This window comes from Streptomyces wedmorensis (genome assembly GCF_000716445.1).
Taxonomy (GTDB): Bacteria; Actinomycetota; Actinomycetes; order Streptomycetales; family Streptomycetaceae; genus Streptomyces; species Streptomyces wedmorensis.
Window position 1 is genome coordinate 1 of record NZ_JNWK01000072.1, and the last position, 23,145, is coordinate 23,145.

24 protein-coding genes and 1 pseudogene are annotated in these 23,145 nt (G+C 72.6%); 19 read left to right on the forward strand and 6 right to left on the reverse strand.

The window, feature by feature from the left end; genetic code table 11:
• A pseudogene (locus OO54_RS45430) lies at positions 1 to 99 on the forward strand (IS481 family transposase); the annotation flags it as partial.
• Positions 100 to 138: 39 nt separating this feature from the next.
• The gene (locus tag OO54_RS36080; RefSeq protein ID WP_033211202.1) at positions 139 to 516 is read left to right on the forward strand and encodes a hypothetical protein; all 378 of its coding nucleotides are present in this window, start codon (positions 139 to 141) and stop codon (positions 514 to 516) included.
• A 5-nt stretch (positions 517 to 521) separates the two neighbouring features.
• Here OO54_RS36080 and OO54_RS44405 read toward each other — a convergent pair.
• Positions 522 to 1,327, reverse strand: a protein-coding gene (locus OO54_RS44405) for an IS5 family transposase (protein WP_209440910.1) whose coding sequence is annotated in 2 segments (ribosomal slippage) — positions 522 to 1,039 and positions 1,039 to 1,327 — 807 coding nt in all. Because the reading frame shifts where the segments join, the coding sequence is not laid out codon by codon here.
• A 36-nt stretch (positions 1,328 to 1,363) separates the two neighbouring features.
• Between OO54_RS44405 and OO54_RS36095 the strand changes: the two genes are divergently transcribed.
• From OO54_RS36095 to OO54_RS36105, 3 genes are all read left to right on the forward strand, one after another.
• A complete protein-coding gene (locus tag OO54_RS36095; RefSeq protein WP_033211171.1) occupies positions 1,364 to 1,945 on the forward strand; it encodes a dienelactone hydrolase family protein in 582 nt (193 codons plus the stop codon).
• A 289-nt stretch (positions 1,946 to 2,234) separates the two neighbouring features.
• Entirely contained in the window at positions 2,235 to 3,413 is a 1,179-nt protein-coding gene (locus tag OO54_RS36100) for a YncE family protein (protein ID WP_033211172.1), read from the forward strand.
• A gap of 143 nt (positions 3,414 to 3,556) precedes the next feature.
• Positions 3,557 to 4,936 carry an NAD(P)/FAD-dependent oxidoreductase gene (locus tag OO54_RS36105; protein WP_033211173.1) on the forward strand — a complete coding sequence of 460 codons (1,380 nt, stop codon included), beginning with the start codon at positions 3,557 to 3,559 and terminating at the stop codon, positions 4,934 to 4,936.
• A gap of 84 nt (positions 4,937 to 5,020) precedes the next feature.
• Here OO54_RS36105 and OO54_RS36110 read toward each other — a convergent pair whose 3' ends face one another.
• Entirely contained in the window at positions 5,021 to 5,812 is a 792-nt protein-coding gene (locus tag OO54_RS36110; RefSeq protein WP_033211174.1) for a lipoprotein, read from the reverse strand.
• Positions 5,813 to 6,064: 252 nt separating this feature from the next.
• On the opposite strand from OO54_RS36110, the gene OO54_RS36115 reads away from it, so the two are divergent.
• The 4 genes from OO54_RS36115 (at position 6,065) to OO54_RS36130 (ending at position 9,690) form a co-directional block, all read left to right on the forward strand.
• On the forward strand, positions 6,065 to 7,477 hold the full coding sequence (locus OO54_RS36115; protein WP_033211176.1) for a pyridoxal phosphate-dependent decarboxylase family protein: 1,413 nt from the start codon (positions 6,065 to 6,067) through the stop codon (positions 7,475 to 7,477).
• Between the two features lie 115 nt (positions 7,478 to 7,592).
• Positions 7,593 to 8,033 (forward strand): GNAT family N-acetyltransferase, encoded by a 441-nt coding sequence (locus tag OO54_RS36120; protein ID WP_033211178.1) that lies wholly within the window; start codon positions 7,593 to 7,595, stop codon positions 8,031 to 8,033.
• A 92-nt stretch (positions 8,034 to 8,125) separates the two neighbouring features.
• Entirely contained in the window at positions 8,126 to 9,205 is a 1,080-nt protein-coding gene (locus OO54_RS36125) for an NAD(P)H-dependent amine dehydrogenase family protein (RefSeq protein WP_033211179.1), read from the forward strand.
• Positions 9,202 to 9,690 carry a carboxymuconolactone decarboxylase family protein gene (locus OO54_RS36130; protein ID WP_033211180.1) on the forward strand — a complete coding sequence of 163 codons (489 nt, stop codon included), beginning with the start codon at positions 9,202 to 9,204 and terminating at the stop codon, positions 9,688 to 9,690. Before OO54_RS36125 ends, OO54_RS36130 begins: the two co-directional genes overlap by 4 nt.
• 56 nt (positions 9,691 to 9,746) lie before the next feature.
• On the opposite strand, the gene OO54_RS36135 is transcribed toward OO54_RS36130, so the two are convergent.
• The 4 genes from OO54_RS36135 to OO54_RS36145 form a co-directional block, all read right to left on the reverse strand.
• Positions 9,747 to 11,396: a GMC oxidoreductase gene (locus OO54_RS36135; protein ID WP_033211181.1), complete on the reverse strand. Its 1,650-nt coding sequence runs from the start codon at positions 11,394 to 11,396 to the stop codon at positions 9,747 to 9,749.
• 60 nt (positions 11,397 to 11,456) lie between these two features.
• Positions 11,457 to 11,642 (reverse strand): hypothetical protein, encoded by a 186-nt coding sequence (locus tag OO54_RS46910; RefSeq protein WP_053194434.1) that lies wholly within the window; start codon positions 11,640 to 11,642, stop codon positions 11,457 to 11,459.
• 231 nt (positions 11,643 to 11,873) lie between these two features.
• Positions 11,874 to 13,307 (reverse strand): aspartate ammonia-lyase, encoded by a 1,434-nt coding sequence (locus OO54_RS36140; RefSeq protein WP_051787635.1) that lies wholly within the window; start codon positions 13,305 to 13,307, stop codon positions 11,874 to 11,876.
• 347 nt (positions 13,308 to 13,654) lie between these two features.
• Complete coding sequence (locus tag OO54_RS36145) at positions 13,655 to 14,770, reverse strand: asparaginase (RefSeq protein WP_033211182.1); 1,116 nt, start codon at positions 14,768 to 14,770, stop codon at positions 13,655 to 13,657.
• Positions 14,771 to 14,889: 119 nt separating this feature from the next.
• Between OO54_RS36145 and OO54_RS36150 the strand changes: the two genes are divergently transcribed.
• From OO54_RS36150 to ehuA, 10 genes are all read left to right on the forward strand, one after another.
• Positions 14,890 to 15,354 carry an Lrp/AsnC family transcriptional regulator gene (locus OO54_RS36150; protein WP_033211184.1) on the forward strand — a complete coding sequence of 155 codons (465 nt, stop codon included), beginning with the start codon at positions 14,890 to 14,892 and terminating at the stop codon, positions 15,352 to 15,354.
• 187 nt (positions 15,355 to 15,541) lie between these two features.
• Complete coding sequence (locus tag OO54_RS36155) at positions 15,542 to 16,345, forward strand: endonuclease I family protein (protein WP_051787637.1); 804 nt, start codon at positions 15,542 to 15,544, stop codon at positions 16,343 to 16,345.
• A gap of 305 nt (positions 16,346 to 16,650) precedes the next feature.
• Positions 16,651 to 17,181 (forward strand): diaminobutyrate acetyltransferase, encoded by a 531-nt coding sequence (gene ectA / locus OO54_RS36160; protein WP_033211185.1) that lies wholly within the window; start codon positions 16,651 to 16,653, stop codon positions 17,179 to 17,181.
• A gap of 50 nt (positions 17,182 to 17,231) precedes the next feature.
• Complete coding sequence (ectB, locus tag OO54_RS36165; RefSeq protein ID WP_033211187.1) at positions 17,232 to 18,512, forward strand: diaminobutyrate--2-oxoglutarate transaminase; 1,281 nt, start codon at positions 17,232 to 17,234, stop codon at positions 18,510 to 18,512.
• Between the two features lie 63 nt (positions 18,513 to 18,575).
• Positions 18,576 to 18,980: an ectoine synthase gene (locus OO54_RS36170; protein WP_033211189.1), complete on the forward strand. Its 405-nt coding sequence runs from the start codon at positions 18,576 to 18,578 to the stop codon at positions 18,978 to 18,980.
• Positions 18,981 to 19,034: 54 nt separating this feature from the next.
• Positions 19,035 to 19,931, forward strand: a complete 897-nt coding sequence (thpD, locus tag OO54_RS36175) for an ectoine hydroxylase (RefSeq protein WP_033211190.1) — start codon at positions 19,035 to 19,037, stop codon at positions 19,929 to 19,931.
• The gene (gene ehuB, locus OO54_RS36180) at positions 19,928 to 20,845 is read left to right on the forward strand and encodes an ectoine/hydroxyectoine ABC transporter substrate-binding protein EhuB (protein ID WP_033211191.1); all 918 of its coding nucleotides are present in this window, start codon (positions 19,928 to 19,930) and stop codon (positions 20,843 to 20,845) included. Before thpD ends, ehuB begins: the two co-directional genes overlap by 4 nt.
• Positions 20,846 to 20,857: 12 nt before the next feature.
• Positions 20,858 to 21,679, forward strand: a complete 822-nt coding sequence (locus OO54_RS36185; RefSeq protein WP_078905536.1) for an amino acid ABC transporter permease — start codon at positions 20,858 to 20,860, stop codon at positions 21,677 to 21,679.
• Positions 21,679 to 22,314 carry an ectoine/hydroxyectoine ABC transporter permease subunit EhuD gene (gene ehuD, locus OO54_RS36190; protein ID WP_033211192.1) on the forward strand — a complete coding sequence of 212 codons (636 nt, stop codon included), beginning with the start codon at positions 21,679 to 21,681 and terminating at the stop codon, positions 22,312 to 22,314. The genes OO54_RS36185 and ehuD overlap by 1 nt, the downstream gene beginning before the upstream one ends.
• Entirely contained in the window at positions 22,304 to 23,083 is a 780-nt protein-coding gene (ehuA, locus tag OO54_RS36195) for an ectoine/hydroxyectoine ABC transporter ATP-binding protein EhuA (RefSeq protein ID WP_033211193.1), read from the forward strand. Before ehuD ends, ehuA begins: the two co-directional genes overlap by 11 nt.
• Positions 23,084 to 23,145 lie beyond the last annotated feature (62 nt).

Here is a 23,145-nt window from a genome sequence, read left to right on the forward strand (position 1 = left end):
GACTTCCTCCACACCTACAACCACCACCGCTGCCACACCGCACTCGACGGACACCCGCCGATCAGCCGTGTCAACAACGCCGCGGGTCAATACACCTAGAGCCTGTCTCTTAGATCCGTTCGTGAGATCGTCGTGCTCGTGATCGAGTCCTGGGTGATCAATGACGGTAGCCCTGTCCCCGTGGTGTCCGAGACGGTGCTGCAGGCTCTTCGGTCGAGGATCGACGGCGGGCAGCTTGAGACGTGGCTGACCAGTTCGTCGGGACGGTCGCTGGCCTTCGTGACGAACACCGAGCGCGCGATGGTGATGCTGCTCGAAGAAGAGGGCGATCCCGGAGAGCATGCCGTGGACCTCGGGGCTCAGGGATCGAGCGGCGGGTTCGTCCTCGCGAACGGGCAGGACGACGAGTACCCGGATGAGGACACCGTCCCCATCGGTGAGGCGTTCAGGCTCGTGAAGCAGGTCGTCGGCACGGGATGCTGGCCGGCGGACGCACGCTGGGTGGTCGATCGCTGAGTGGTCTATCGCCGTGCCCAGATGAGAATGGCGGCGAGGTGGAGTGCGGCCTGGTAGGCGATGGCGAGTTTGTCCGTTCGCATGGCGAGGCCGCGCCACTGCTTGAGCCGGTTGATGCACCGTTCGACGGCGTTGCGCTGCTTGTACACCTCGGCGTCGAAGGCCGGCGGTCGGCCTCCGTCGCGGCCTCGCCGCAGACGGTGGCCGATCTGGTCGGATGGCTGGGGGATGACAGCGCGGATTCCGCGTCGCCGCAGGTGACTGCGGATTGCACGGGATGAGTACGCGCGGTCCGCCAGGACGGTATCGGGTCGGGTTCTCGGGCGTCCTGGTCCGCTTTGCGGAACACGGATGGCGGCCATGACGGTCTCGAAGGCCGGGGCGTCGCCCGCCTGGCCTGCGGTGACGCGGAGGGCCAAGGGTCGTGCGCGGCTGTCGCTGGCGAGGTGGACCTTCGTGCTCAGGCCGCCGCGGGAGCGTCCGAGTGCGTGGTCGTCGGGTTCGGCCCGGTCTGGAGCCCCTTTTTCCTGGCTCCGGCGGCGTGCTGGTGGGCTCGGCAGACGGTGGAGTCCACCGAGACGGTCCAGCCGATGTCGGCATCAGCGTCGGCCGCTGCCAGAACTGCGGCGAGGATGCGTTCCCAGGTGCCGTCCACGGCCCACCTGATCAGGCGTTTGTGGGCGGTCTGGAACGAGCCGAGCTCGTCCGGCAGGTCCCGCCAGGGAGAGCAGGTGCGGTACTTCCACGCGATGGCTTCCAAGGTTCGGCGGTGGTCGGCCCACCGTCGGCCGCGGACCGGATCGGCCGGCATCAGCCGGGCTGCGTTCGGTGATCAGGGGATGACGACATGGCCGAGGTTCTGCTTTTCCACCACGCGCTCGGACTGACCGAAGGGGTCGCCGCGTTCGCCGGCGAGCTGCGGCGGTCCGGACACACGGTGCACACACCCGACCTGTACGAGGGCCGCACGTTCACGGACCTGGAGGCCGGCGTCGGGTACGCGCAGGAGGTCGGCTTCGCCACGCTCTTGGAGCGTGGCGTGCAAGCCGCCGGGGAGCTGCCGGAGGAGATCGTGTACGCGGGGTTCTCGCTCGGCGCGCTCCCCGCGCAGAAGCTGGCACAGACCCGGCACGGGGCGCTCGGCGCCGTGCTGCTGAGCGCGTGCGTGCCGGCGGACGCCTTCGGCACGGCCTGGCCGAAGGGCGTGCCCGCGCAGGTCCACGGCATGGACGCCGACCCGTACTTCGTCGACGAGGGGGACCTCGACGCCGCGCGCGCCCTCGTGGCGGGCTCCGAGGACCGGCGGCTCTTCCTCTACCCGGGGACCGCGCACCTCTTCGCGGAGCGCGGCACGCCGTCCCACGTGCCGGAGGCGACCGCGCTGTGCGTGGAGCGGGTGCTGTGCTTCCTGAGCGGCCTCAAGCGCTGAACCGGGGCAGTGGCCTCGAGCGCTGAACCGGGGCCACGGCCTCAAGCGCTCGAACCGGGGCCACGGCCTCAAGCGCTCGAACCGGCGCGAAGGCCTCGACACTGAACGGCCGCCGCGCGCCGGCCCCGGGGTCCACCGATCGGTGGACCCCGGGGTCGTCCGTCCCGCCGTCGGCGCGGGGCCGGGCGGTGGACCGGCCGGGGCGGGGTGGTGGCGGAGGATCGGGGCAGGGCGTGGACCCGTCTCCCGAGGGGTCCGGCCGCCCGGTCACCGTACCGAGGAGTCCGTCATGACAGCGTTCCGCCGTTCGTCCCGTTCCGCCCGCGTGCTGGTGCCCGCGGCGGTGGCCGTCGCCCTGCTCGCGGGGTGCGCGCAGGGGGCCGGAGGCGCTGCCTCCGCGGCGGACCCGATGCCGCGGTCCTCGGTCTCCCCCGGTGCGTCCGCACCGGGTCCGTCCGTCACCGTGACACCCGCCCCGGCCGGGACGGGCGCGGCGGCGCCGGGCACCCTTCTGGTCGCGGACTTCGGTTCCGACACCGTCACCTTCGTGGACCCCGCGCGCGGTGCGACGGGCTCCGTGAAGGTCGGCACCGCTCCGTACGGGCTGGTGGTCGGCAAGGACGGGCGCGCGTGGGTGGCGACCGCCGAAGGGGTGGCGGTCGTGGACACGGCGACCCGTCGGCGTCTCGCGCTCGTCCCGTACCTGACGGACACCGGTCCGGTGACGACCGGCGAGTACCGGGGCGGTGGCATGGGCATCGCGCTGTCGCCGGACGGGCGGCGGGTGTACGTGGGGGTGAACGTGCCCGGCGGGAACGGCGCTCTGGAGGTCGTCGACACGACGGCCCTGCGGGTCACCGAAGCGGTGGAGGTGGGCCGGCGCCCGTTCGACGTGGACGTGTCGCGGGACGGCACCGAGGTGTACGCGACGAACCACGACTCCTTCGACGTCACCGTCGTCGCCGCGGACACCCTGCGGGCGCGCCGGGTGGAGGTCGCCCCCTACGGCACCGAGGGCGGGCTCGGTTCGTGGCTCAAGCCGCACTACACGGCCGTGCGCCCGTCCGACGGCAAGCTGCTGCTGCCGTTCGAGGGCGAGCGCCTCGCGGTGGTCGACCCGCGGACCGGCCGCACGACGATCGAGCCGATGACCGCGAACACCCACCAGCACGGCGTCACCGTGACCGCCGACGGCACCCTGTTCACCGTGGGGACGGGCCCGATCGACCCGGACGAGGACCGCGGCCCGTCCCTGACCGTGCGTACGCCCGCCGGGGCCGAGCGGGTCTACCCGCTGGAGGGGCCGCACGAGGGCGTGGCCGTGTCCCGGGACGGCCGCACCGCCTATGTGACGGGCGGGTTCACCCGGGACGGGTACTGGGACGGGCTGACCGTCGTCGACCTCGCATCGGGCGACACCCGGCGCCTCGCCGCGGGATCGCGGCCCCTGGGCGTCGCCGTCCTCTGACGAGAGGACCCCGCCGAAGAGCGATGCGCCGCCAATGGGGATAGAAAGGGTGAAACGCGGATAGTCGGATGAAAACTGCCGTATGGGCTTACCCAGCCCGAGGCAATGACGTATTGCACGCTCCCTACGGAAGGGCGGACAGCGTGACTCGACCGAGGATTCTCGTGGTGGGCGCGGGATTCGCCGGAGTGGGCTGTGTGCGCAGGCTCGAACGGCGCCTCACGGAGCGGGAGGCGCTGATCACGCTCCTGTCGCCGTTCTCGTACCAGCTGTACCTGCCGCTGCTCCCCCAGGTGGCGGCGGGGGTGCTGACCCCGCAGTCGGTGGCCCTGTCGCTGCGGCGCAGTCAGCGGCACCGGACGCGGATCGTGCCGGGCGGCGTGGTGGGGATCGACACCGCGGCGAAGGTCTGCGTGGTGCGCACGATCTCCGGCGAGTACGTGACGGAGCCGTACGACCACCTCGTCCTCGCGCCCGGCAGCGTGACCCGCAGTTTCGACATCCCGGGGCTCGCCGAGTACGCGCGGGGCATGAAGACGCTGGCGGAGGCCGTGTACATCCGCGACCACGTCATCGCCCAGCTCGACCTGGCCGACGCGAGCAACGACGACGAGGAGCGGGCCGCGCGCCTCCGGTTCGTGGTGGTCGGCGGCGGCTACGCGGGCACGGAGACGGCGGCGTGCCTCCAGCTGCTCACCCACAACGCGGTCAAGCGGTATCCGCGGCTCGACCCGAACCTCATCAAGTGGCACCTGGTCGACATCGCGCCGAAGCTGATGCCGGAACTCGGCGAGAAGCTCGGCTCCGCCGCGATGGACATCCTGACCAAGCGCGGCATCGAGGTCTCGCTGGGCGTCTCCGTGGCTTCGGTCGACGAGGAGACGGTCACACTGACCGACGGGCGGGTGCTGCCGAGCCGGACGCTGATCTGGACGGCGGGCGTGGCCGCGAGCCCGCTGATCGGCACGCTCGGCGCGGAGACCCTCCGCGGCCGGCTCGTCGTCTCCGCCGAGATGGACGTGCCGGGGCTCGAGGGCGTGTGGGCCCTCGGGGACGCGGCGGCGGTGCCCGACCTCGCCAAGGGCGAGGAGGGGGCGATCTGCCCGCCGACCGCTCAGCACGCCATGCGGCAGGGCAAGGCGGTCGCCGACAACCTGGTCGCCACGCTGCGCGGCGAGCCGACCCATCCGTACATCCACAAGGACCTCGGTCTCGTGGTGGACCTGGGTGGCATGGACGGCGTCTCGAAGCCGCTGGGCGTGGAGCTGCACGGCATGCCGGCGCAGGCCGTGGCCCGGGCGTACCACTGGGCGGCGCTGCGGACCAACGTGGCCAAGACGCGGGTGATGACGAACTGGCTGCTCAACGCCGCCGCGGGCGACGACTACGTACGGACCGGGTTCCTGGCGTCGAAGTCGGGGACGCTGCGGGACTTCGAGTACACGGACGCCTATCTGACGCCGGAGCAGGTCCGCGGCCACACCGCCTCGTTCCGCGGGGCGGTCGGGGCCGGCGGCGACTGACCCGGATCCGACCGGCCCTGCCGCCGCCTCGCGCGCGTGCCCCCGTCCGCGCGCGAGGCGGTGGAGCGACGTGGGCGGCTCCCTTCAGCGCGCCAGGTCGGTGGCCGGGCCCATGACCACGATGGGCTCCCGGGCCGGGTCGAGGGCGCGGAGGAGTGCGCGGAGTGCCTCGCGTTTCAGGGCCACGCAGGCCTGGGTGGGCCCGCCGTGGTCGACGTGGATCCAGACTCCGCCGCCCCGTTCGGCGCCGAGGGGGCGCTCCTTGTCGAGCGGGGTCCGGCCGGGGACCCGGTTGTAGTCGATGGCGATGACGTGGTCGAAGGAGCCTTCGAGGGACTCGCCGGAGAAGCCCGTGCCGCTGATCGCGAACTCGGGGTCCTGGTCGTACGGGAGGCGGGCCCCGGGGTCCGGCAGGCGGCCCCCGGCGTCGCCGATCCGGAACACGCCGATCGGGGTGCGCAGGTCCCCCGCGAAGTGTTCCGGGGTCCAGCCGCGCAGCGCGTTGTGCGCGGGCCAGGGGCCGGCGGCCCCGGTCCAGCGGCCGGCCGCGTCCCGTGCGTACAGCGTCGCGGTGGCCGTGTTGTCGTCCGGTCCCGTGCCGGTGACGACGAGGGCCTGGGAGGTGCCGTCGGGAACGAGGGCGTGGGTGGCGGGACCGATGCCGGGGATGCGGGGTGCGGGGGCCGGTGCGGAGGCGAGGCCGTTCGCGGCGGCGTCCGGCGGCACCGCCTTGGGGCGGGCGTCGCCCGCGGCGGGTGCGCTCGCGGGGCGGTGCGTCGCGTCGGGGGTCGTGGTGCTCGCGCAGCCGGTGAGCAGCAGGGCCGCGCACAGCGTGCCGGCGCCGAGCAGCGCGGGGGCGCCCTTGCGTACGGACATGGGACGGCATCCTCCTGGCCGGGGGCAATGGGGCGATCCGTACCCGTTCGGCGGTCCGCTCGTCGCGCCGTGCCGGCTCGCTCACCCGTACGGCCGCTCCCTCGGCGGCGGAGAGGGGTCGCAGGTGGGGGAACGTGGCCTGTGCACCGGGTGCCGGCGGGGTGCACCGGCATCCTCCCGGGTCCTCGCACCAGGCCACTTCCCGTGAATTGGCCCCCGCGGACGCCCTGATGCGGTGCCTACGCTGGGGCCATGCATCCCACGCTCGCGGCCGACCTCGACCGGCTTCCCGAACTTCTGCAGTCCGTCCGCGACTTCGCGGCCCGTGAGCTCTCCGGGCTCGGGGAGAGGCCGGTCGCCACGGCGGCGAAGGCGCCCGACCCCGGTCCGCTCCCGGTGGCGGGGGTGGGCGCGCAGGGCGCGCTGGAGCGGTTCGCCGAGCGCTGGGAGCCGGGGTTCTCCGGTTCGGCGGGGCCGCGCTACCTCGGGTTCGTCACCGGCGGCGCCACCCCCGCCGCCCTCACCGGCGACTGGCTCACCGGCGCGTACGACCAGAACGGTTCCAGTGGCGGCGGTTCGACCGCCGACGCCCTGGAGCGCGAGACGCTGGACTGGCTGCGCGAGTTGTTCGGCCTGGGCGAGGCGCACCGGGGCGCTTTCGTGAGCGGTGCCACGATGTCCAACACCGTGGGGCTCGCCGTGGCCCGGGAGTGGCTGGGCGAGCGCCGGGGCGTGTCGGTGTCCCGGGAGGGGGTGGCCGCGCTCGGTCCGGTGCACGTGCTGTCCGGGAGCCCGCACTCCAGCGTCACGAAGGCGCTGTCCTTCCTGGGTGTCGGCCGGGACCGGCTGCGGCCGGTGCCGCTGCTCGGAGGGGCGCGCGAGGCCGTGGACGTGGAGCGCCTCGCGGAGGAGCTGGAGGCGTTGGGCGGGGAGCCCGCCGTGGTCGTCGCGAACGCGGGGACGGTGAACACGGTCGACTTCGACGACCTGCGGGCGATCGCCGCGCTGAAGGAGCGGTACGACTTCTGGCTGCACGTGGACGCCGCGTTCGGCGCGTTCGCCGCGCTCTCCCCCGCGCACGCTCCGCTCGTCGACGGGCTCGACGCCGCCGACTCGATCTGTGTGGACCTGCACAAGTGGCTGAACGTCCCGTACGACGCCGCCGTCCAGTTCACCCGCCGCCAGGACCTCCAGGTGCGGGTCTTCCACAACGAGTCTCCGTACCTCGGCGTCCCCACGGGCACTCCCGCGTTCCTCCATCTGACGCCGGAGAACTCGCGGCGGCTGCGCGCGCTGGCGACCTGGTTCTCACTGACCGCGTACGGCCGCGAGGGCCATGCCGAGATCGTCGAGCGCTGCGTGGCGCTGGCCCGGCGGCTCGGCGAGGGGATCTCCGCCGTCCCCGGGCTGCGGCTGTCGGCGCCGGTGCACCTGAACGTCGTCTGCTTCACCCTCGCCGACGACCCGACGCCGGAGCGGCTGGAGGCCCTGGCGGGGGCGGTGGCCGGCTCCGGCGAGGCGTTCCTCACCCCCACGGTCCTGCACGGGACGCCCGCGCTGCGCGCCGCGTTCAGCAACTGGCGCACGACGGAGGCGGACACGGACCGGGTGCGGGACGCCCTCGCACGGGCGGTCCGGGGGCTGCCCACGGCGGGGGACGCGTGATCGCGGGCGGTCCGGGGACTGCCCACGGCGGGGACGCGTGATCGCGGGCTGCCGAACGCCGGTGGACGGGCCGAAAGCGGTTGACCCGCCCGTGGGGGCGCGCTTTCCTGCTCCGATGAGTGATCTTCGCATCGAGCAGGCCCGGACCGAGGAGCAGCTCGCCGACTGGCGGGCCGTGCACAACACGATCATCCCGACGGCGGTGCTGTCCCCTGACGAGGTGCGGGAGCGGGCCGGCCGGAACCGGCTGGACGTGGCGTACCTCGGGGACGTGGCGGTGGGTTGTTCGACGGTGCGTCCGCCGGACGAGGAGACCACGGCGGCGACCGTGATCGCCCGGACGCTGCCCGGGTTCCGGGGCCGGGGCTTCGGGACGGCGCTGTACGAGCGGGGGCTCGCGCACGCGCGGACGCTGAGCGGCGAGGGGGTCGAGACGGTGGTCCTGGCCTCGAACGAGGAGGGGCTCCGGTTCGCCCTGGCGCGCGGTTTCGTGGAGGTGGAGCGGTATCTCCTGCCGGGCGACACGGTTCCGTTCGTCGCGCTGCGGCTGGCCTGACGGGGCGGGCCCGCACGCCATGATCTGACGATTCGTCAGATCATGGCGTCACGGGTCTGGGAACCTTCGGGGCCCGGCGCTACCCTCCGCGCATGATTCGGACGGTGGTGTGGGGTACCGGAAACGTCGGGCGCGCGGCCATTCGCGCCGTGGACGCCCATCCAGGCCTGGAACTCGCGGCGGTCCTGGTGTCCGACCCGGCGAAGGTCGGCCGGGACGCGGGCCGGCTCGCGGGGCTCGGGCACGACCTCGGGGTGGTGGCCGACGACGACGTCGGGGCGGTGCTCGACGGGCGGCCGGAGGCGGTGGTGTACGCGGCTTCCGGCGACACCCGGCCCGACGGGGCGCTCGCCGACGTGGTGCGGGCGGTGGCGGCGGGCGCGGTGGTGGTGACGCCCGCCCTGTACCCGCTGTACGACCAGCGCAACGCGCCGGCGGAGTTCCGGGATCCGGTGCTCGCGGCGGTCGCCGAGGGCGGCGGCTCGCTGTTCGTTTCGGGCGTGGACCCGGGCTGGGGCAACGACGTGCTGCCGCTCCTCGTGAGCGGTCTCGCGGCCACCGTGGACGTGGTCCGCTGCCAGGAGATCTTCGACTACTCGACGTACGAGCAGGAGGAGTCGGTCCGGGAGCTGGTGGGGATGGGCCGTCCGATGGAGTACGAGCCGCCGATGCTGTGGCCCTCGGTGCCCACCATGATCTGGGGCGGGCAGATACGGCTGATGGCCCGCGCGCTCGGCGCCGAGCTCGACGAGATCCGCGAGACGATGGAACGCCGCCCGCTGGAGTCGACCGTGAAGACGCGGACGATGGGCGTCTTCGAGGCCGGGACGCAGGGGGCGATCCGTTTCGAGGTGCAGGGGATCGTCGGCGGCGAGCCCCGGATCGTGATCGAGCACGTCACCCGGATCCATCCCTCGTGCGCGCCGGACTGGCCGGTGCCGCCGGACGGGGCGGGGGCGCACCGGGTGATCGTCGAGGGAAGTCCCCGGATCGAGGTGACGGTGGCGGCGACCGACGAGGGCGAGAACCGGTCGGCCGGCGGGAACGCCACGGCGGTGGGCCGGCTCGTCGGGGCGATCGACTGGCTGGTGGCGGCGGAGCCGGGACTGTACGACGCGCTGGACGTACCGCTGCGGCCGGCGCTCGGGAAGCTGGGAAGGAGACCACGGTGATCATCGACATTCCCGAGGGCCAGGAGCCCATCGGGTACGTGTGGGGCGACATGGTTCCGGAGATCGGGACGGCGGCGGCGAACTTCTCGCTGTCGGTGTACGCCCACACGACCCTGGGGCTGCGCGAGTTCGAGGCGGCCCGGCTGCGGATCGCGCAGATCAACGGCTGCGGGTTCTGCCTGGACTGGCGTACCGACCGGGACGGCGTGAAGGTCGAGGAGGGCTTCGACGAGGTCGTCGCGGCCTGGCGGACCACGGAGGTCTCGGAGGCCTTCGACGAGCGGACGCGCCTCGCCGCCGAGTACGCGGAGCGGTACGCGCTGGACCACCACGGTCTGGACGAGGAGTTCTGGGCGCGGATGACGGCCCGGTACAGCCAGGCCGAGATCGTGGAGCTGACGATGAGCCTGGGCTCGTGGCTGGCGTTCGGGCGGCTGAACCGGGTGCTCGGACTCGACACGGTGTGCGTGCTGCCGACGCACTGAGCGTACGGAGAGGGGCCGGCCGGTGTTCCGGCCGGCCCCTCGGGCTGTCCGCGAGGTCAGAAGTCCTCGGCGACGATCCGTTCGATGTTGCGTTCGGCGAGGGCCGTGATGGTGACGAAGGGGTTGACGCTGGTGTTGCCGGGGATCAGGGATCCGTCGATGGCGTAGAGGCCGGGGTGGCCGTGCAGCCGGCCGTAGTTGTCGGTCGCCTTGCCCAGGACCGCGCCGCCGAGCGGGTGGTACGTGAGGTGGTCGCCCCAGATCTTGTACGCGCCGAAGAGGTCGGTGCGGTAGATCGTGCCCTCCTTGCTGTTGATCTTGTCGAAGATGGACTTGGCCATGTCGATGGACGTCTGCTTCCAGGCCCGGTCCCAGCTCAGGTCGACCCTGCCGGTGGACGGGTTCCAGGAGAACTCGGCGCGGCGGGGGGTGCGGGTGATGGAGAGGTAGAAGGAGGCGTAGGTCTCGATGCCGGTGGGCAGCGGGGCGACCTCGGCGAAGGCTCCGCCGGCGTTCCAGTTGTCGATGCCCGCGGTGGGCATGGAGGACTGGAGCTTGCCCGTCGGGTCCCACATGTGGTTGGCGCGGCCGCACATGACGTTGCCGTTGTCGCCCCAGCCCTTGCCGATGTGCTCGTTCAGCGACGGCAGGGCGCCGGTCGCCTTGAGGCGGGTGAGGAGCTTGCTGGTGCCGACGCTGCCGGCGGCGAAGAAGACCCGGTCGGCGCGGACGGTCTTGGTGACGAGGGTCGCGCCGGTGGTGTCGATCTGGTCGATGACCACGGTGTAGCCGCCGGCGGCGGCCGGGCTGACGGAGGTCACCCGGTGGAGCGGGGAGACGCTCACCCGGCCGGTGGCGGCGGCCTGGGCGAGGTACGTCTTCTGGAGGCTCTTCTTGCCGGCGTTGTTGCCGTAGATGACCTCGCCCACCAGGGCCGACTTCTGGACGTTCCCGGCGGCCTCCTGCTTCATGTAGTCCCAGTCGTAGACGTTGGGCACGAAGACGAAGGGGAAGCCGGAGCGCTGGGCGTGCTTGCGGCCGACGCGGGCGTACTGGTAACAGTCCGCGTTCTCCCACCAGTTGACGTCCACCGAGGTGACGCCCAGGCCCGCGTTGGCGCGCGGGTAGTAGGTGGCGTACATCTCGGCCGGGTCGACGGTCGGGAGGATCTCCGGGAAGCGCTCCCGGAGCGGGGTGACGGCCATGCCGCCGTTGACGAGGGAACCGCCGCCGACGCCGCGTCCCTGGTAGACGGTGATCCCGGCGAAGTCCTCGGCGTCGAGGATGCCGGTGTGGATGGGCACGTCCTTGTCGAGCGGGAAGCCGAGGAACTGGCTCAGCGGCTGCTTGGTGCGGGTGCGCAGCCAGAAGGAGCGGTAGTCCGGGGTGGTGGTGTTGGCGAAGATCTTGCCGTCGGGGCCCGGGGCGTCCCAGGCCATGCCCATCTCGATCATGTGGACGTCGACGCCCGCGCGGGCGAGCCGCAGGGCGGCGACGGAGCCGCCGTAGCCGGTGCCGATGACGAGGGCGCGCACCTGGGAGCCGTCGGTGATGGGGGTGCAGTTCAGGCCGGGGACCTCGGCGCGGGCGGGGGTCGTGATCGTGCCGGCGAGGGCGGCGGCGCCGAGAACAGAACCTGTTCCCGCGAGAAAGCCGCGGCGGCTTACCCGGCGGTTTCCCTGGGCGGACAGGGGGTGTTCACTCATGTGATCTTCCTCACTCGTCGAGTGAATGGGAACACGTTCTACGACTGGCCGCCGAGGAAGTCACGAGAAACTGCCGGGTAACTTCAGGCCGGACACGCCCTCTTGATCGCCTCTGCTATGACTCAGTCCGACGGGCCGCGCGGGACCCTCGTACGCCCGCCGGCCCGAGACGGCGAGCAGGGCGTCCGTGAGGGCGCGGCGCTCCCGCTCGGTGGTGCGCCGGGTGAGGGCGACGAGGACGTCCAACGTCGCTGGTGGGGCGCAGCCCTCCGAGGACGGCGGAGCCGTGGAGACCCTAGGCGAGGACGGCGTCCTCGCCGAGGGTCTCGCGGACGACGCGCACGACGCGGCGTGCGGCCTCGTGGCCGGTGCTTTCGCGGGCGGTGCCGTCGGGGGCGTGTGCGGGCATGCGGAGGCTCCTGGCGGGTGACGGGCGCGGGGCCCGTCACCGTACCGGAGGAGCGGCGGAGCGGGCGGTCAGGCGAGCGACGGGCCCGGGGCGCCGGTCAGGCGCTCGGGGGTGAGGAGTTCGGCGAGGCGGTGGGCGGGCAGCAGGCCCTTCTCCAGGGTGAGCTCGACGACTCCGCGGCCGGTGGCGAGGGCCTCCTGGGCGATGGCGGTGGCGGCGGTGTAGCCGAGGTGCGGGTTGAGGGCGGTGGCGAGGCCGATGGAGTTCTCCACGGCGGCCCGCAGCGCCTCGGCGTTGGCCGTGATGCCGGTGACGCAGCGCTCGGCCAGGGTCAGACAGGCGGCGCGCAGCGACAGGAGGCTCTTGGACAGGGCGTGGAAGATGACCGGTTCGAAGGCGTTGAGCTGGAGCTGCCCCGCCTCGGCGGCCATCGTGATGGTGATGTCGTTGCCGATGACCTCGAAGGCGACCTGGTTGACGACCTCGGGGATCACCGGGTTGACCTTGCCGGGCATGATGCTGGAACCGGCCTGGACCGGCGGCAGGTTGATCTCGCCCAGGCCGGCGCGCGGTCCGGAGGAGAGCAGCCGCAGGTCGTTGCAGGTCTTGGAGAGCTTGACCGCGACGCGCTTGAGGACGCCGGAGAGCTGGACGAAGGCGCCGCAGTCCTGGGTGGCCTCGATCAGGTTGGCGGAGGTGACGAGCGGCAGCCCGGTCAGTCCGGCGAGGTGGCGGCGGGCGGTCTCGGCGTACCCGGGGGCGGCGTTGAGGCCGGTGCCGATGGCGGTGGCACCGAGGTTGATCTCGTGGATGAGCTCGATCGCCTCCGCGAGCCTGCCGCGGTCCTCCTCCAGCATCACGGCGTACGTGGAGAACTCCTGGCCCAGCGTCATGGGCACCGCGTCCTGGAGCTGCGTGCGGCCCATCTTGACGACCTCTCGGAACTCCAGCGCCTTGGCGGCGAAGGCGTCCTGGAGGACGGCCATGGCCTTCAGGAGTTCGCGGGCGGCGCCGATCGCGGCGATGCGGATCGCCGTCGGGTAGACGTCGTTGGTGGACTGGCCGAGGTTGACGTCCTCGTTGGGGTGCAGGTGCGCGTAGTCGCCCTTGGCGTGGCCGAGGAGCTCCAGGGCCCGGTTGGCGACGACCTCGTTGGCGTTCATGTTGGTGGACGTGCCGGCGCCGCCCTGGACGACGTCCACGACGAACTGGTCGTGCAGGTGTCCCGTGCGGATCTCCCGGCAGGCGCCGGCGATGGCGTCGGCCTTGTCGGCGGGGAGCAGGCCGAGTTCCTCGTTGGCGCGGGCCGCGGCCTCCTTGACGGCGGCCAGCGCGTCGATCAGCAGGGGGTAGGTCGAGATCGGGGTGCCGGTGATGGCGAAGTTCTCGGTGGCGCGCAGCGTGTGGACGCCCCAGTAGGCGTCGGCCGGGACCTCCCGGTCGCCGAGCAGGTCGTGCTCGGTGCGGACGGGTGCGTCGTGCGGAGCCGGTGCGGGAACCATGGGTGCCGTCCTTGAGGGGTGCGGGGCATGCGAAGGAACGGGGCCTCCGGCCGGTACGGCACCGGGAAGGCCCACGGGGTGACAGGCGGGTGCTCACCGGCCTGTAGGGACGGGAGGACATCCGCGCGGTGAGAGGCGGGTGCTCGCCGCCGGTACGGACACGGGTGCACCCGCCGTGAGGGGCGGGCGCCCTGCGGCGCGTGCGGCACCGGAGGGCACCGGTGCGGTGGGCGCCCGGCGGTGCGCAGGGCGCCGGAGGACGTCCGCGCGGTGAGAGGTGGGCTCCGGCTCGCGGGCGGGCGGGGGGATGCACCGCCCGCGAGCCGGGGTTCTGGGGTGTGCGCCGGTCAGGCGCGGCCGGCGACGGCCGTGGCCGACCGGGACCCGCCGGTGGCGAGGGCGGGTTCGGCGCGGACCGGGCCCTCCAGGAGGCGGCGCAGCAGGGCGGTGGTGCGCGCGGGGTCGCCGCTGCCGCCGTCGGCGAGGAGCGTGGCGAGGAGGGCGATCCGGGCCTGGGCCGACCGGAGCGTGCCGGTGAGCACGGCGCCGGCGGCGACGAGGTCGACCGCGCCGCCGCCCGTGTAGATCTCGGCGAGCGGCCCGGCGGGGACGCGGGTGCTGACGGCGACGAGGACGCCCTCGGCGACCGCGTCCGCGACGGCGGCGACGATCTCGGGGGTGGCGTTGCCCGCGCCGGTCGCTTCGAGGACGATGCCCCGGGCGCCGGCGGCCACGGCGGCGTTGAAGAGGAACGGGTCGCCGTCGGAGTGGTGGGTGACGATGTCGACGCGCGGCAGCGGGGTGGCGTCGGGGCCGGTGGCGCCGGGTATCGCGGTCCGCGCGGCGGCGGGGAGCGGCAGCGGCGCCGGGCGCTCCGGCTGGCGCTCGATGTCGACGCGGGAGAAGCCGACGCGGCCGAGGCGCTCGGCGGAGGGGTCGGAGAAGGCGTCGGCGGCGAGGGTCTGGGTCTTGACGGTGCCGCGTGCCGCGTGGACGCGGCCGTCGAAGACGACCAGGACGCCGAGCTCGCGGACGGTGGCGGCGACCTGGAGCGCGTCGTACAGGTTGCCGGGGCCGTCGCCGTCGCCGGTGCCGAAGGGGCGCTGGGCGCCGGTGAGGACGACCGGGCGGGCGTCGGCGTGGTGGAGGTCCAGGAGGAAGGCCGTCTCCTCCAGCGTGTCGGTGCCGTGGGTGACCACGATGCCGTCGACGCCGGGGTCGGCGAACGTGTCCTGGACGGTCCGCAGCAGGGCGAGCTGGTGGGCGGCGGTCATGCGGGAGCTGTTGACGTTGAAGAGGTCGACGACCTCGACGGTGACGTCCTCGGGGAGGGGTGCGGTGGCCAGGACGTCGTCGCCGGAGGCGTCGGCCGCGTACCCGGTGCCCTGCCAGCGGCTGGCGATCGTGCCGCCCGTGCTGATGACGACGATCCGGCGCGCTCCCCCGTCGTTCGTCCGCTTCATGCCTGCCGTCCTTACTCCGTACCTGTATCTCCCTGCTTCCGCAACGATAGGACAGGCGGCGCGCAAGACGATTGCGAAATCCTCCGCATCAACGTTTCAGCGTGGTGGATAATTGCGCCATGGACCGAATCGATCTCCACATCTTGCGTGAGCTCCAGAACGACGGCCGGCTGAGCAACCAGGAGCTGGCCCAGCGGGTCGGCCTCAGCGCCTCCCCCTGCCTGCGCCGGGTGCGCCAGCTGGAGCAGGACGGGGTCATCCAGGGCTACCGGGCGATCATCGACCCGGAGGCGGTGGGGCGGGGCTTCGAGGTGCTCGTCTCGGTGGAGGTGCGGCGGGACCGCGAGACGGTGGAGGCCTTCGAGGAGGCGCTCCAGGACGTCCCGGACGTGATCGAGGCGTACCGCCTGTTCGGCAGCCCGGGCTGCCTGCTGCGGATCGCGGTGGCCGACCTCGCGGCGTACGAGCGGCTGTGGATCGAGCGGCTGACGACGCTGGCGGGGGTCACGGAGGTCAACTCGCAGATCATCATGAAGCGGATCAAGGAGCCGAAGGGGATGCCGGTGGACGTCCGGGGCGTCTGAGCACCCTTGTGGCGGTTCGGTTGCGCAAGATGCGAGAACGTCACGCAACAGCCCCCTTCCCGTTACATGACAGGTACCTGTCTTGTGCCACGCTCCCGGCTGACACGAAGTCAACACGCGTAGAACGCGGAACCCTTGAGCCGGGCCGCGTCCCGACGCGTGACGCACCCGGGAAAGGGCACCCCCCATGTCCGTTGCACAGTCAGGCCGCTGGAAGGCCTGGGCGGCATCCATAGCCGCCGTCCTCGTCACCCTCACCCTGCCGACGGTCACCGCGACCCCCGCGAGCGCCACCACCACGGCGTACGACAGCACGTACTACAAGAACGCGATCGGCAAGACCGGCACCAGCCTGAAGTCCTCGCTGCACACGATCATCAGCAGCCAGAGCAAGATCTCGTACGACGCGGTCTGGAACGCCCTGAAGACCACCGACCAGGACCCGAACAACACCGCCAACGTCATCCTGCTCTACAGCGGCACCTCCCGCAGCAAGTCCCTCAACGGCGGCGACGTGGGCGACTGGAACCGCGAGCACACCTGGGCCCAGTCCCACGGCAACTTCGGCACCTCCGCCGGCCCCGGCACCGACCTACACCACCTGCGCGCGGCGGACGTCCAGGTCAACAGCATCCGCGGCAACAAGGACTTCGACAACGGCGGCAGCGCGGTCAGCGGCGCGCCGGGCAGCTACACGGACAGCAACTCCTTCGAGCCGCGCGACGCCGACAAGGGCGACGTGGCCCGCATGATCCTCTACATGGCCGTCCGCTACGAGGGCGACGACGCCTGGGCGGACCTGGAGCCCAACGACTCGACCACCAACGGCAGCGTCCCCTTCCACGGCCGCCTCTCGGTCCTGAAGCAGTGGAACGAGCAGGACCCGCCGAGCGCGTTCGAAGAGCGGCGCAACGACATCATCTTCAACACCTACCAGCACAACCGGAACCCGTTCATCGACCACCCGGAGTGGATCGAGGCGATCTGGTAGGCCCGGCACACCGGCCCGGGCACCCCACGGGCGCCCGGGCCGACCCGTACGCATGACCGATCCCGGCGCCTTCAAACGCGAAGCGCCGGATTTTCTCATGTTGTTGAGGAGTTGGACCCCCACCTCATCAGGCGTTATCCATCCGTTACAAACGGGTGGTTTGTCATCCCTTCATGCGTTTCGCCGTGCACCGGAAGGCCGATTCCTCCCGTCGAAGCCGCCGGCGCACCTATCACGGTCACCTCCTGTCGAACAACCCCTTCGCCCCAGGAAGTTCAGGCGATCGCTCGGTAGCTTCGGCGCCCATGACCACTGCCCCTCTGACCTCCCCTGTCGACGGCGTCACCATCGGCCCGGCCCGCGTCGCGGACGGCGCCGACCTCTGGCGGATCGCACGCGGCTCGGGCGAACTCGACCTCAACTCCCCGTACAGCTACCTGCTGTGGTGCCGTGACTTCGCCGACACCACCGCCGTCGCCCGTGACACCTCCGGGCGACCCGTCGGCTTCGTCACCGGCTACCTGCGCCCCGACGCGCCCGGAACGCTCTTCGTCTGGCAGGTCGCCGTGGAGGGTTCGCACCGCGGAACCGGGGTAGCCGGGACCCTGCTGGACGCCCTGTCCGACCGCGTGGCCGCCGAACACGGCCTGCACCGGATCGAGGCGACCGTCACGCCGGGGAACCTGGCGTCCGACCGGCTCTTCCGGTCCTACGCGCGCCGGCACCGGGCGGACCTGACCCAGGAGGTCCTCTTCCCGGCCGCCGCCTTCCCCACGGCGGGACACGAGTCCGAGGTTCTGTACCGCATCGGCCCCCTCGGCTCCCCCGAAGCCTGAGCATCCCGCACCCACGCACGCACCGAACCACACCCGGGAGAAGACACTCCGTGACCATCACCGACATCGCCCCCTCCGTCTTCGAGACCGTCGAATCGGAGGTCCGCAGCTACTGCCGCGCCTGGCCGGTCGTCTTCGAGCGCGCCACCGGCAGCCGGCTGTACGACGAGCAGGGGCGGCCGTACCTCGACTTCTTCGCCGGCGCGGGCTCGCTGAACTACGGCCACAACAACCCGGTGCTCAAGCGCGCGCTCCTCGACTACCTCGCCGACGACGGCATCACCCACGGCCTCGACATGTCGACCACGGCCAAGCGCGACTTCCTGGAGACCTTCCGCTCGACCGTCCTGGAGCCCCGGGCCCTGCCGTACAAGGTGATGTTCCCCGGCCCCACGGGCACCAACGCGGTCGAGGCCGCCCTCAAGCTCGCCCGCAAGGTCACCGGCCGGGAGACGGTCGTCTCCTTCACCAACGCCTTCCACGGGATGTCGCTCGGCTCGCTCGCCGTCACCGGCAACGCCGCCAAACGCGCCGGGGCGGGCGTGTCCCTCCACCACGCCACCCGGATGCCCTTCGACCACTACCTCGGCGACCGGGTCCCGGACTTCCTCTGGTTCGAGCGGCTCCTCGACGACCCCGGCTCCGGCCTCGACCACCCGGCGGCCGTCATCGTCGAGACGGTCCAGGGCGAGGGCGGCGTCAACGTCGCCCGCGCCGAGTGGCTGCGCGGGCTCTCCGAACTCTGCCGCCGGCACGACATGCTCCTCATCGTGGACGACGTCCAGATGGGCTGCGGACGCACCGGCGACTTCTTCTCCTTCGAGGAGGCGGGCATCACGCCCGACATCGTCACCCTCTCCAAGTCCATCAGCGGCTACGGCCTGCCCCTGGCCCTCTGCCTCTTCCGGCCGGAGCTCGACGTGTGGGAGCCGGGCGAGCACAACGGCACCTTCCGCGGCAACAACCCCGCCTTCGTCACCGCCACCGCCGCCCTGGACGCGTACTGGCGCGACGGCGCCCTGCGCGAGCGCACGCTCGGCCGGGCGGACCGGGTGGAGAGCGCCCTGCTCGACCTGTGCGGCGGCGGGCGCGCGGGCCTCGCCGTCCGCGGGCGCGGCCTGGTGTGGGGCCTGGAGTTCGCCGACGGGGAGCGCGCCGAGGCCGTGTGCCGGCGGGCCTTCGAACTCGGACTGCTCCTGGAGACGTCGGGGCCGCGCGGCGAGGTGGTCAAACTGCTGCCGCCGCTGACCGCGACGGACGACGAACTCGACGAGGGCCTCGGGATCCTGGCCCGCTCCGTACGCCACGCCACCGGCCGTCTCGCCGCCTGAACCCCCGCCCCGAGCCCCCGATCGGCTCACCCGCCCACCCCCGCCACGGAAAGGCCACCGCCCATGATCGTCCGTTCCTTCGACGAGCTGGAGAACACCGAGCGGCACGTGAGGGCCGCGTCCGGGACCTGGGAGAGCAAGCGCATCGTGCTGGCCCGCGAGCGCGTCGGCTTCTCCCTGCACGAGACGGTCCTGTACGCCGGAACCGAGACCTCCATGTGGTACGCGCACCACGTCGAAGCCGTCGTCTGCACCGCCGGCGAGGCCGAACTCACCGACCACGAGACGGGCCTGACCCACACCATCCTGCCCGGAACGATGTACCTGCTCGACCGGCACGAGCGGCACACCCTCAAGGTCAAGCGGGACTTCCGCTGCCTGTGCGTGTTCAACCCGCCCGTCACCGGTCGCGAGGACCACGACGCGAACGGCGTCTACCCGCTCCTCACCGAGCCCGGCGCCGCCTGAGGCCACGACGAGCCCGCAGACCGGTCCGTACCCGAAAGGAAGGCACGCCACCCCATGACCTCCGCCCCCGCCCGTCCCGTCGACCTCTACCCCACCCGCGGCGCCGAGGAGGTGCTCATCGGCCGCAAGGACCCCGTCGTGTGGTCCGAGCCCGGCACCCCGGGCCCGTTCTGGGCCCGCGAACTGGAGGAGTACGACCGCGACGGGTTCGTCACGGTGGACGAGCTCGTCACCCCCGCGGAGGTCGACGAACTCCGCGCCGAACTGGACCGGCTCGTCACCGACCCGGCCCTGCGCTCGGACGAGCGGGCGATCGTCGAGCCCCGCTCCCAGGAGATCCGCTCCGTCTTCGAGGTCCACCGGATCAGCGAGGTCTTCGCCCGGCTCGCGCGGGACCCGCGGATCGCGGGCCGCGCCCGGCAGATCCTCGGCTCCGACGTCTACGTCCACCAGTCGCGGATCAACGTCAAGCCCGGATTCGGCGCCAGCGGCTTCTACTGGCACTCCGACTTCGAGACCTGGCACGCCGAGGACGGCCTGCCCCGGATGAGGACGGTGTCGGTGTCGATCGCGCTGACCCCGAACCACACGACCAACGGCAGCCTGATGATCATGCCGGGCTCGCACCGCACCTTCCTCGGCTGCGCGGGCGAGACCCCCCGGGACAACTACAAGCAGTCCCTCCGGATGCAGGACGCCGGGACACCGTCCCACGAGGCGCTGACGACCTTCGCGGACGCCTGCGGCATCCGCCACTTCACGGGCCCGGCGGGCTCCGCCACCTGGTTCGACTGCAACGCCCTGCACGGGTCGGGCGACAACATCACCCCGTACCCGCGGAGCAACGTGTTCCTCGTCTTCAACAGCGTCGAGAACCTCCCCGAGCTGCCGTTCGCCGCCCCGGTCCGGCGACCCCCGTTCATCGCCGCCCGCCCGGGAGACCGCTCGTGACGGATTCCGCGCCTTTCGGCCGGCGCCGGTTCCTCACCGGTGCCTCGCTCGCCGCCGGACTCGCCCTGACGGCGGGCCCCCTGACCGCGTGCACCCGCACCCAGGCCGGGACGGGCGCGCCCCGGGACGACGGCGGTCTGCTCGCCCGGCTGCGCGACCAGGGCTTCGTACGGGTCGGGTTCGCCGGTGAGGCACCGTACGGCTTCCAGGACGGCGGCGAACTCGCCGGCGAGGCGCCGACGCTCCACCGCGAGGTCTTCACGGCCCTCGGGGTGCGCGAACTGCGCCCGACGCTCACGGAGTTCGGCGCGCTCATCCCCGGACTGCTCGCCGACCGGTTCGACGTCGTGAGCGCGGGCATGTCGATTACGCCGGAGCGGTGCGCCAAGGTGGTCTTCTCCGAGCCGGAGTTCGTCTCCCCCACCGCCCTGATGGTCCTCGCCGGCAACCCGAAGGGACTGAGCGACCTGGAGTCCTGCGCGGCGGCGGGCGCCACCGTCGGCGTGCTGACCGCCGCGGTCGAGGCCTCGTACGCGCGGGCAGCGGGAGTCCCGGACGGGTCCGTGAAGACGCTGGCACGGCAGCAGGACGGCCTCGACGCCCTCCTGGCCGGCCGCGTCGACGCCTTCGCGCTGACCGCCATCTCCCTGCGCTGGCTGGCGCGGACGAACCGGGGCGCCGCCGTACAGGTGGCCGAGCCGTTCGTTCCCGTGGTCGACGGCGTGCGTCAACTGGGCGCGGGCGGAGCGGTGTTCCGGCAGGGGGCGACCGACCTGCGCGACGCCTTCAACCGCGAGCTCGCCGAGATCACCGGCGCTCCCGACCGGTTCGTCGGACTCCTGGGGCGCTACGGCTTCACCGCGCGCGAGGTGCCGCCACGCTCGCTGCGGACGGCCGACCTGTGCGCCGGATGAGGGGCACCCGGCATGGCTGACCTCGCGTTCGATCCGGCGGGCCACCCCTTCGAGTCGGTGGGCCACGCGCCGGCTTCGACGGGCCTCGCGCCGGCGTCGGCGGCGTACGCGCCCGGGTCGGCCGGTGCCGTACCCGGGGCCGGCGACTCCCTTGCCGGGTCCGCCGGCTTCCTGACCGAACTCCGGGGCGCGCTCCCGCGGCTCGCCGACGGGCTACTGGTCACGGTGGAGGCGACCGCGCTGGGCGCCGCGCTCGCGCTGCTCCTCGCGTACGTGCTCGGGCTGTCGTCCCGGTCGGCGCGGCTGCCGGTGCGCGGCGGGGCGCGGCTCGTCGTGGAGTTCCTCCGGGGCACCTCGCTGTACGTCCAGCTGTTCTGGCTGTTCTTCGCGCTGCCGATGCTCGGGTTCCGGCTCGAACCGCTGGCGTGCGGCGTGCTCGCGCTCGGCCTGAACTTCGGGGCGTACGGCGCCGAGGTGGTGCGGGGCGCGGTGGCCGCCGTGCCCCGTGCCCAGACCGAGGCGGGGATCGCGCTCTCGATGGGGCCGGCCCTGCGGCTGCGGCGGGTGGTCCTGCCGCAGGCGCACGCCCTGATGGTCGCCCCGTTCAAGAACCTCCTCGTCCAGCTCCTGAAGGCGACGCCGCTGCTGTCGCTGGTCACGGTCCCCGACATCACCTTCCAGATCGACCAGGTGCGCTCGGCGACGGGCTCGACGGCGGCCTCGTACCTGCTGCTCCTCGGGATCTACGGCGGCACGGCCGCGCTCCTGGGGCTCCTCATGAACGCGCTGGAGCGGGCGGCGAAGGCCCGGCTCGGGCAGGAAGGCGGTGTGTGATGTGGGACGGGGAGGCGGCCGGGGCCGCGCTGCCCGTGGTCCTGGAGGGGTTCGGCATCACCCTGCTGGCGACCGTCCTGGGCTTCGCCGTCGCGGCGGTGCTCGGCCTCGCGCTGGCCGTCGTGGAAAGGGCGGGCCCCCGGTGGGTGGCCGTTCCGCTGCGCGGCGCCGCCGGGTTCGTCCGCTCGACACCGCTCCTCGTGCAGCTCTTCGCGGCCTGGGTGCTGGTTCCAAAGCTCGACGCGCTCGCGCTGGGCGTGCTGGTGCTCGGCGTCCACTACGCCACCTACCTCTCCGAGGTGTACCGGACGGGCATCGACGCCGTGCCGCGCGGGCAGTGGGAGGCGTGCACGGCGCTGTCGCTGCCGCGCCGACGGGTGTGGCGGGCGGTGGTGCTGCCGCAGGCGGTCCGCAACGTCCTGCCGCCGCTCGGCAACTACGCGGTCTCGCTGTTCAAGGAGACGCCCCTGCTGTCGGTGATCACGGTGCACGAGATGGTCCACGAGGCGAACGCCTTCGGCAGTACGCACTTCGCCTATCTGGAGAGCTTCACCCTGGCCGGCGCGGTGTTCCTGCTCGCGAGCTGGCCGACGTCCCTGCTGGTACGACGACTGGAGGCACGCCTTGCCCACTGAGGACCCGGCGGTCCGCTTCGAGCGGGTCACCAAGCGGTACGGAGACCACACGGTGCTCGACGCGCTCGACCTGGAGGTCGGGCGCGGGGAACGGGTGACGCTGATCGGCCCGAGCGGCTCCGGGAAGACCACCATCCTGCGGCTGCTGATGACGCTGGAGCGGGTGACCGACGGCGTCATCCACGTGGACGGGGAGCCGTACTCCCACATGCCGGGCAGGAAGCCGGGAACGCTGGTGCCGGCGAGCGAACGCCGGCTCGCCGAGCGGCGGCGCCGGATCGGCATGGTCTTCCAGCAGTTCAACCTCTTCCCCCACATGAGCGTGCTCGAGAACGTCGTCGAGGCGCCCGTGCACGTGCTGGGCGAGAGCCGGGAGGAGGCCGAGCGCACGGCCCGGGACCTGCTGGACCTGGTCGGGCTCGGCGACAAGGTCGACGCCCGCCCCACCCGGCTCTCCGGCGGCCAGCAGCAGCGCGTCGCCATCGCCCGCGCGCTGGCCATGCGCCCGGGGATCCTCCTCCTCGACGAGGTGACGTCCGCCCTCGACCCGGAACTGGTGGCGGAGGTCCTCGACGTGCTGCGGGACGTCGCCCGCGGCACGGACATCACGCTGCTGTGCGTGACGCACGAGATGGGCTTCGCCCGGGACGTCTCCGACCGGATCCTGATGTTCGACCGCGGCCGCGTCGTCGAGTCCGGCCCGGCCTCCGAGCTCCTGGAGTCGCCCGCGCACGAGCGCACCCGGGCCTTCCTCGGCACCGTGCGCTGAGGAAGGCGAGGAGCGCCCGCGGAGGGGTGAGGTCGCGGGTTCCGTGGCGGAGTCCCGACGTC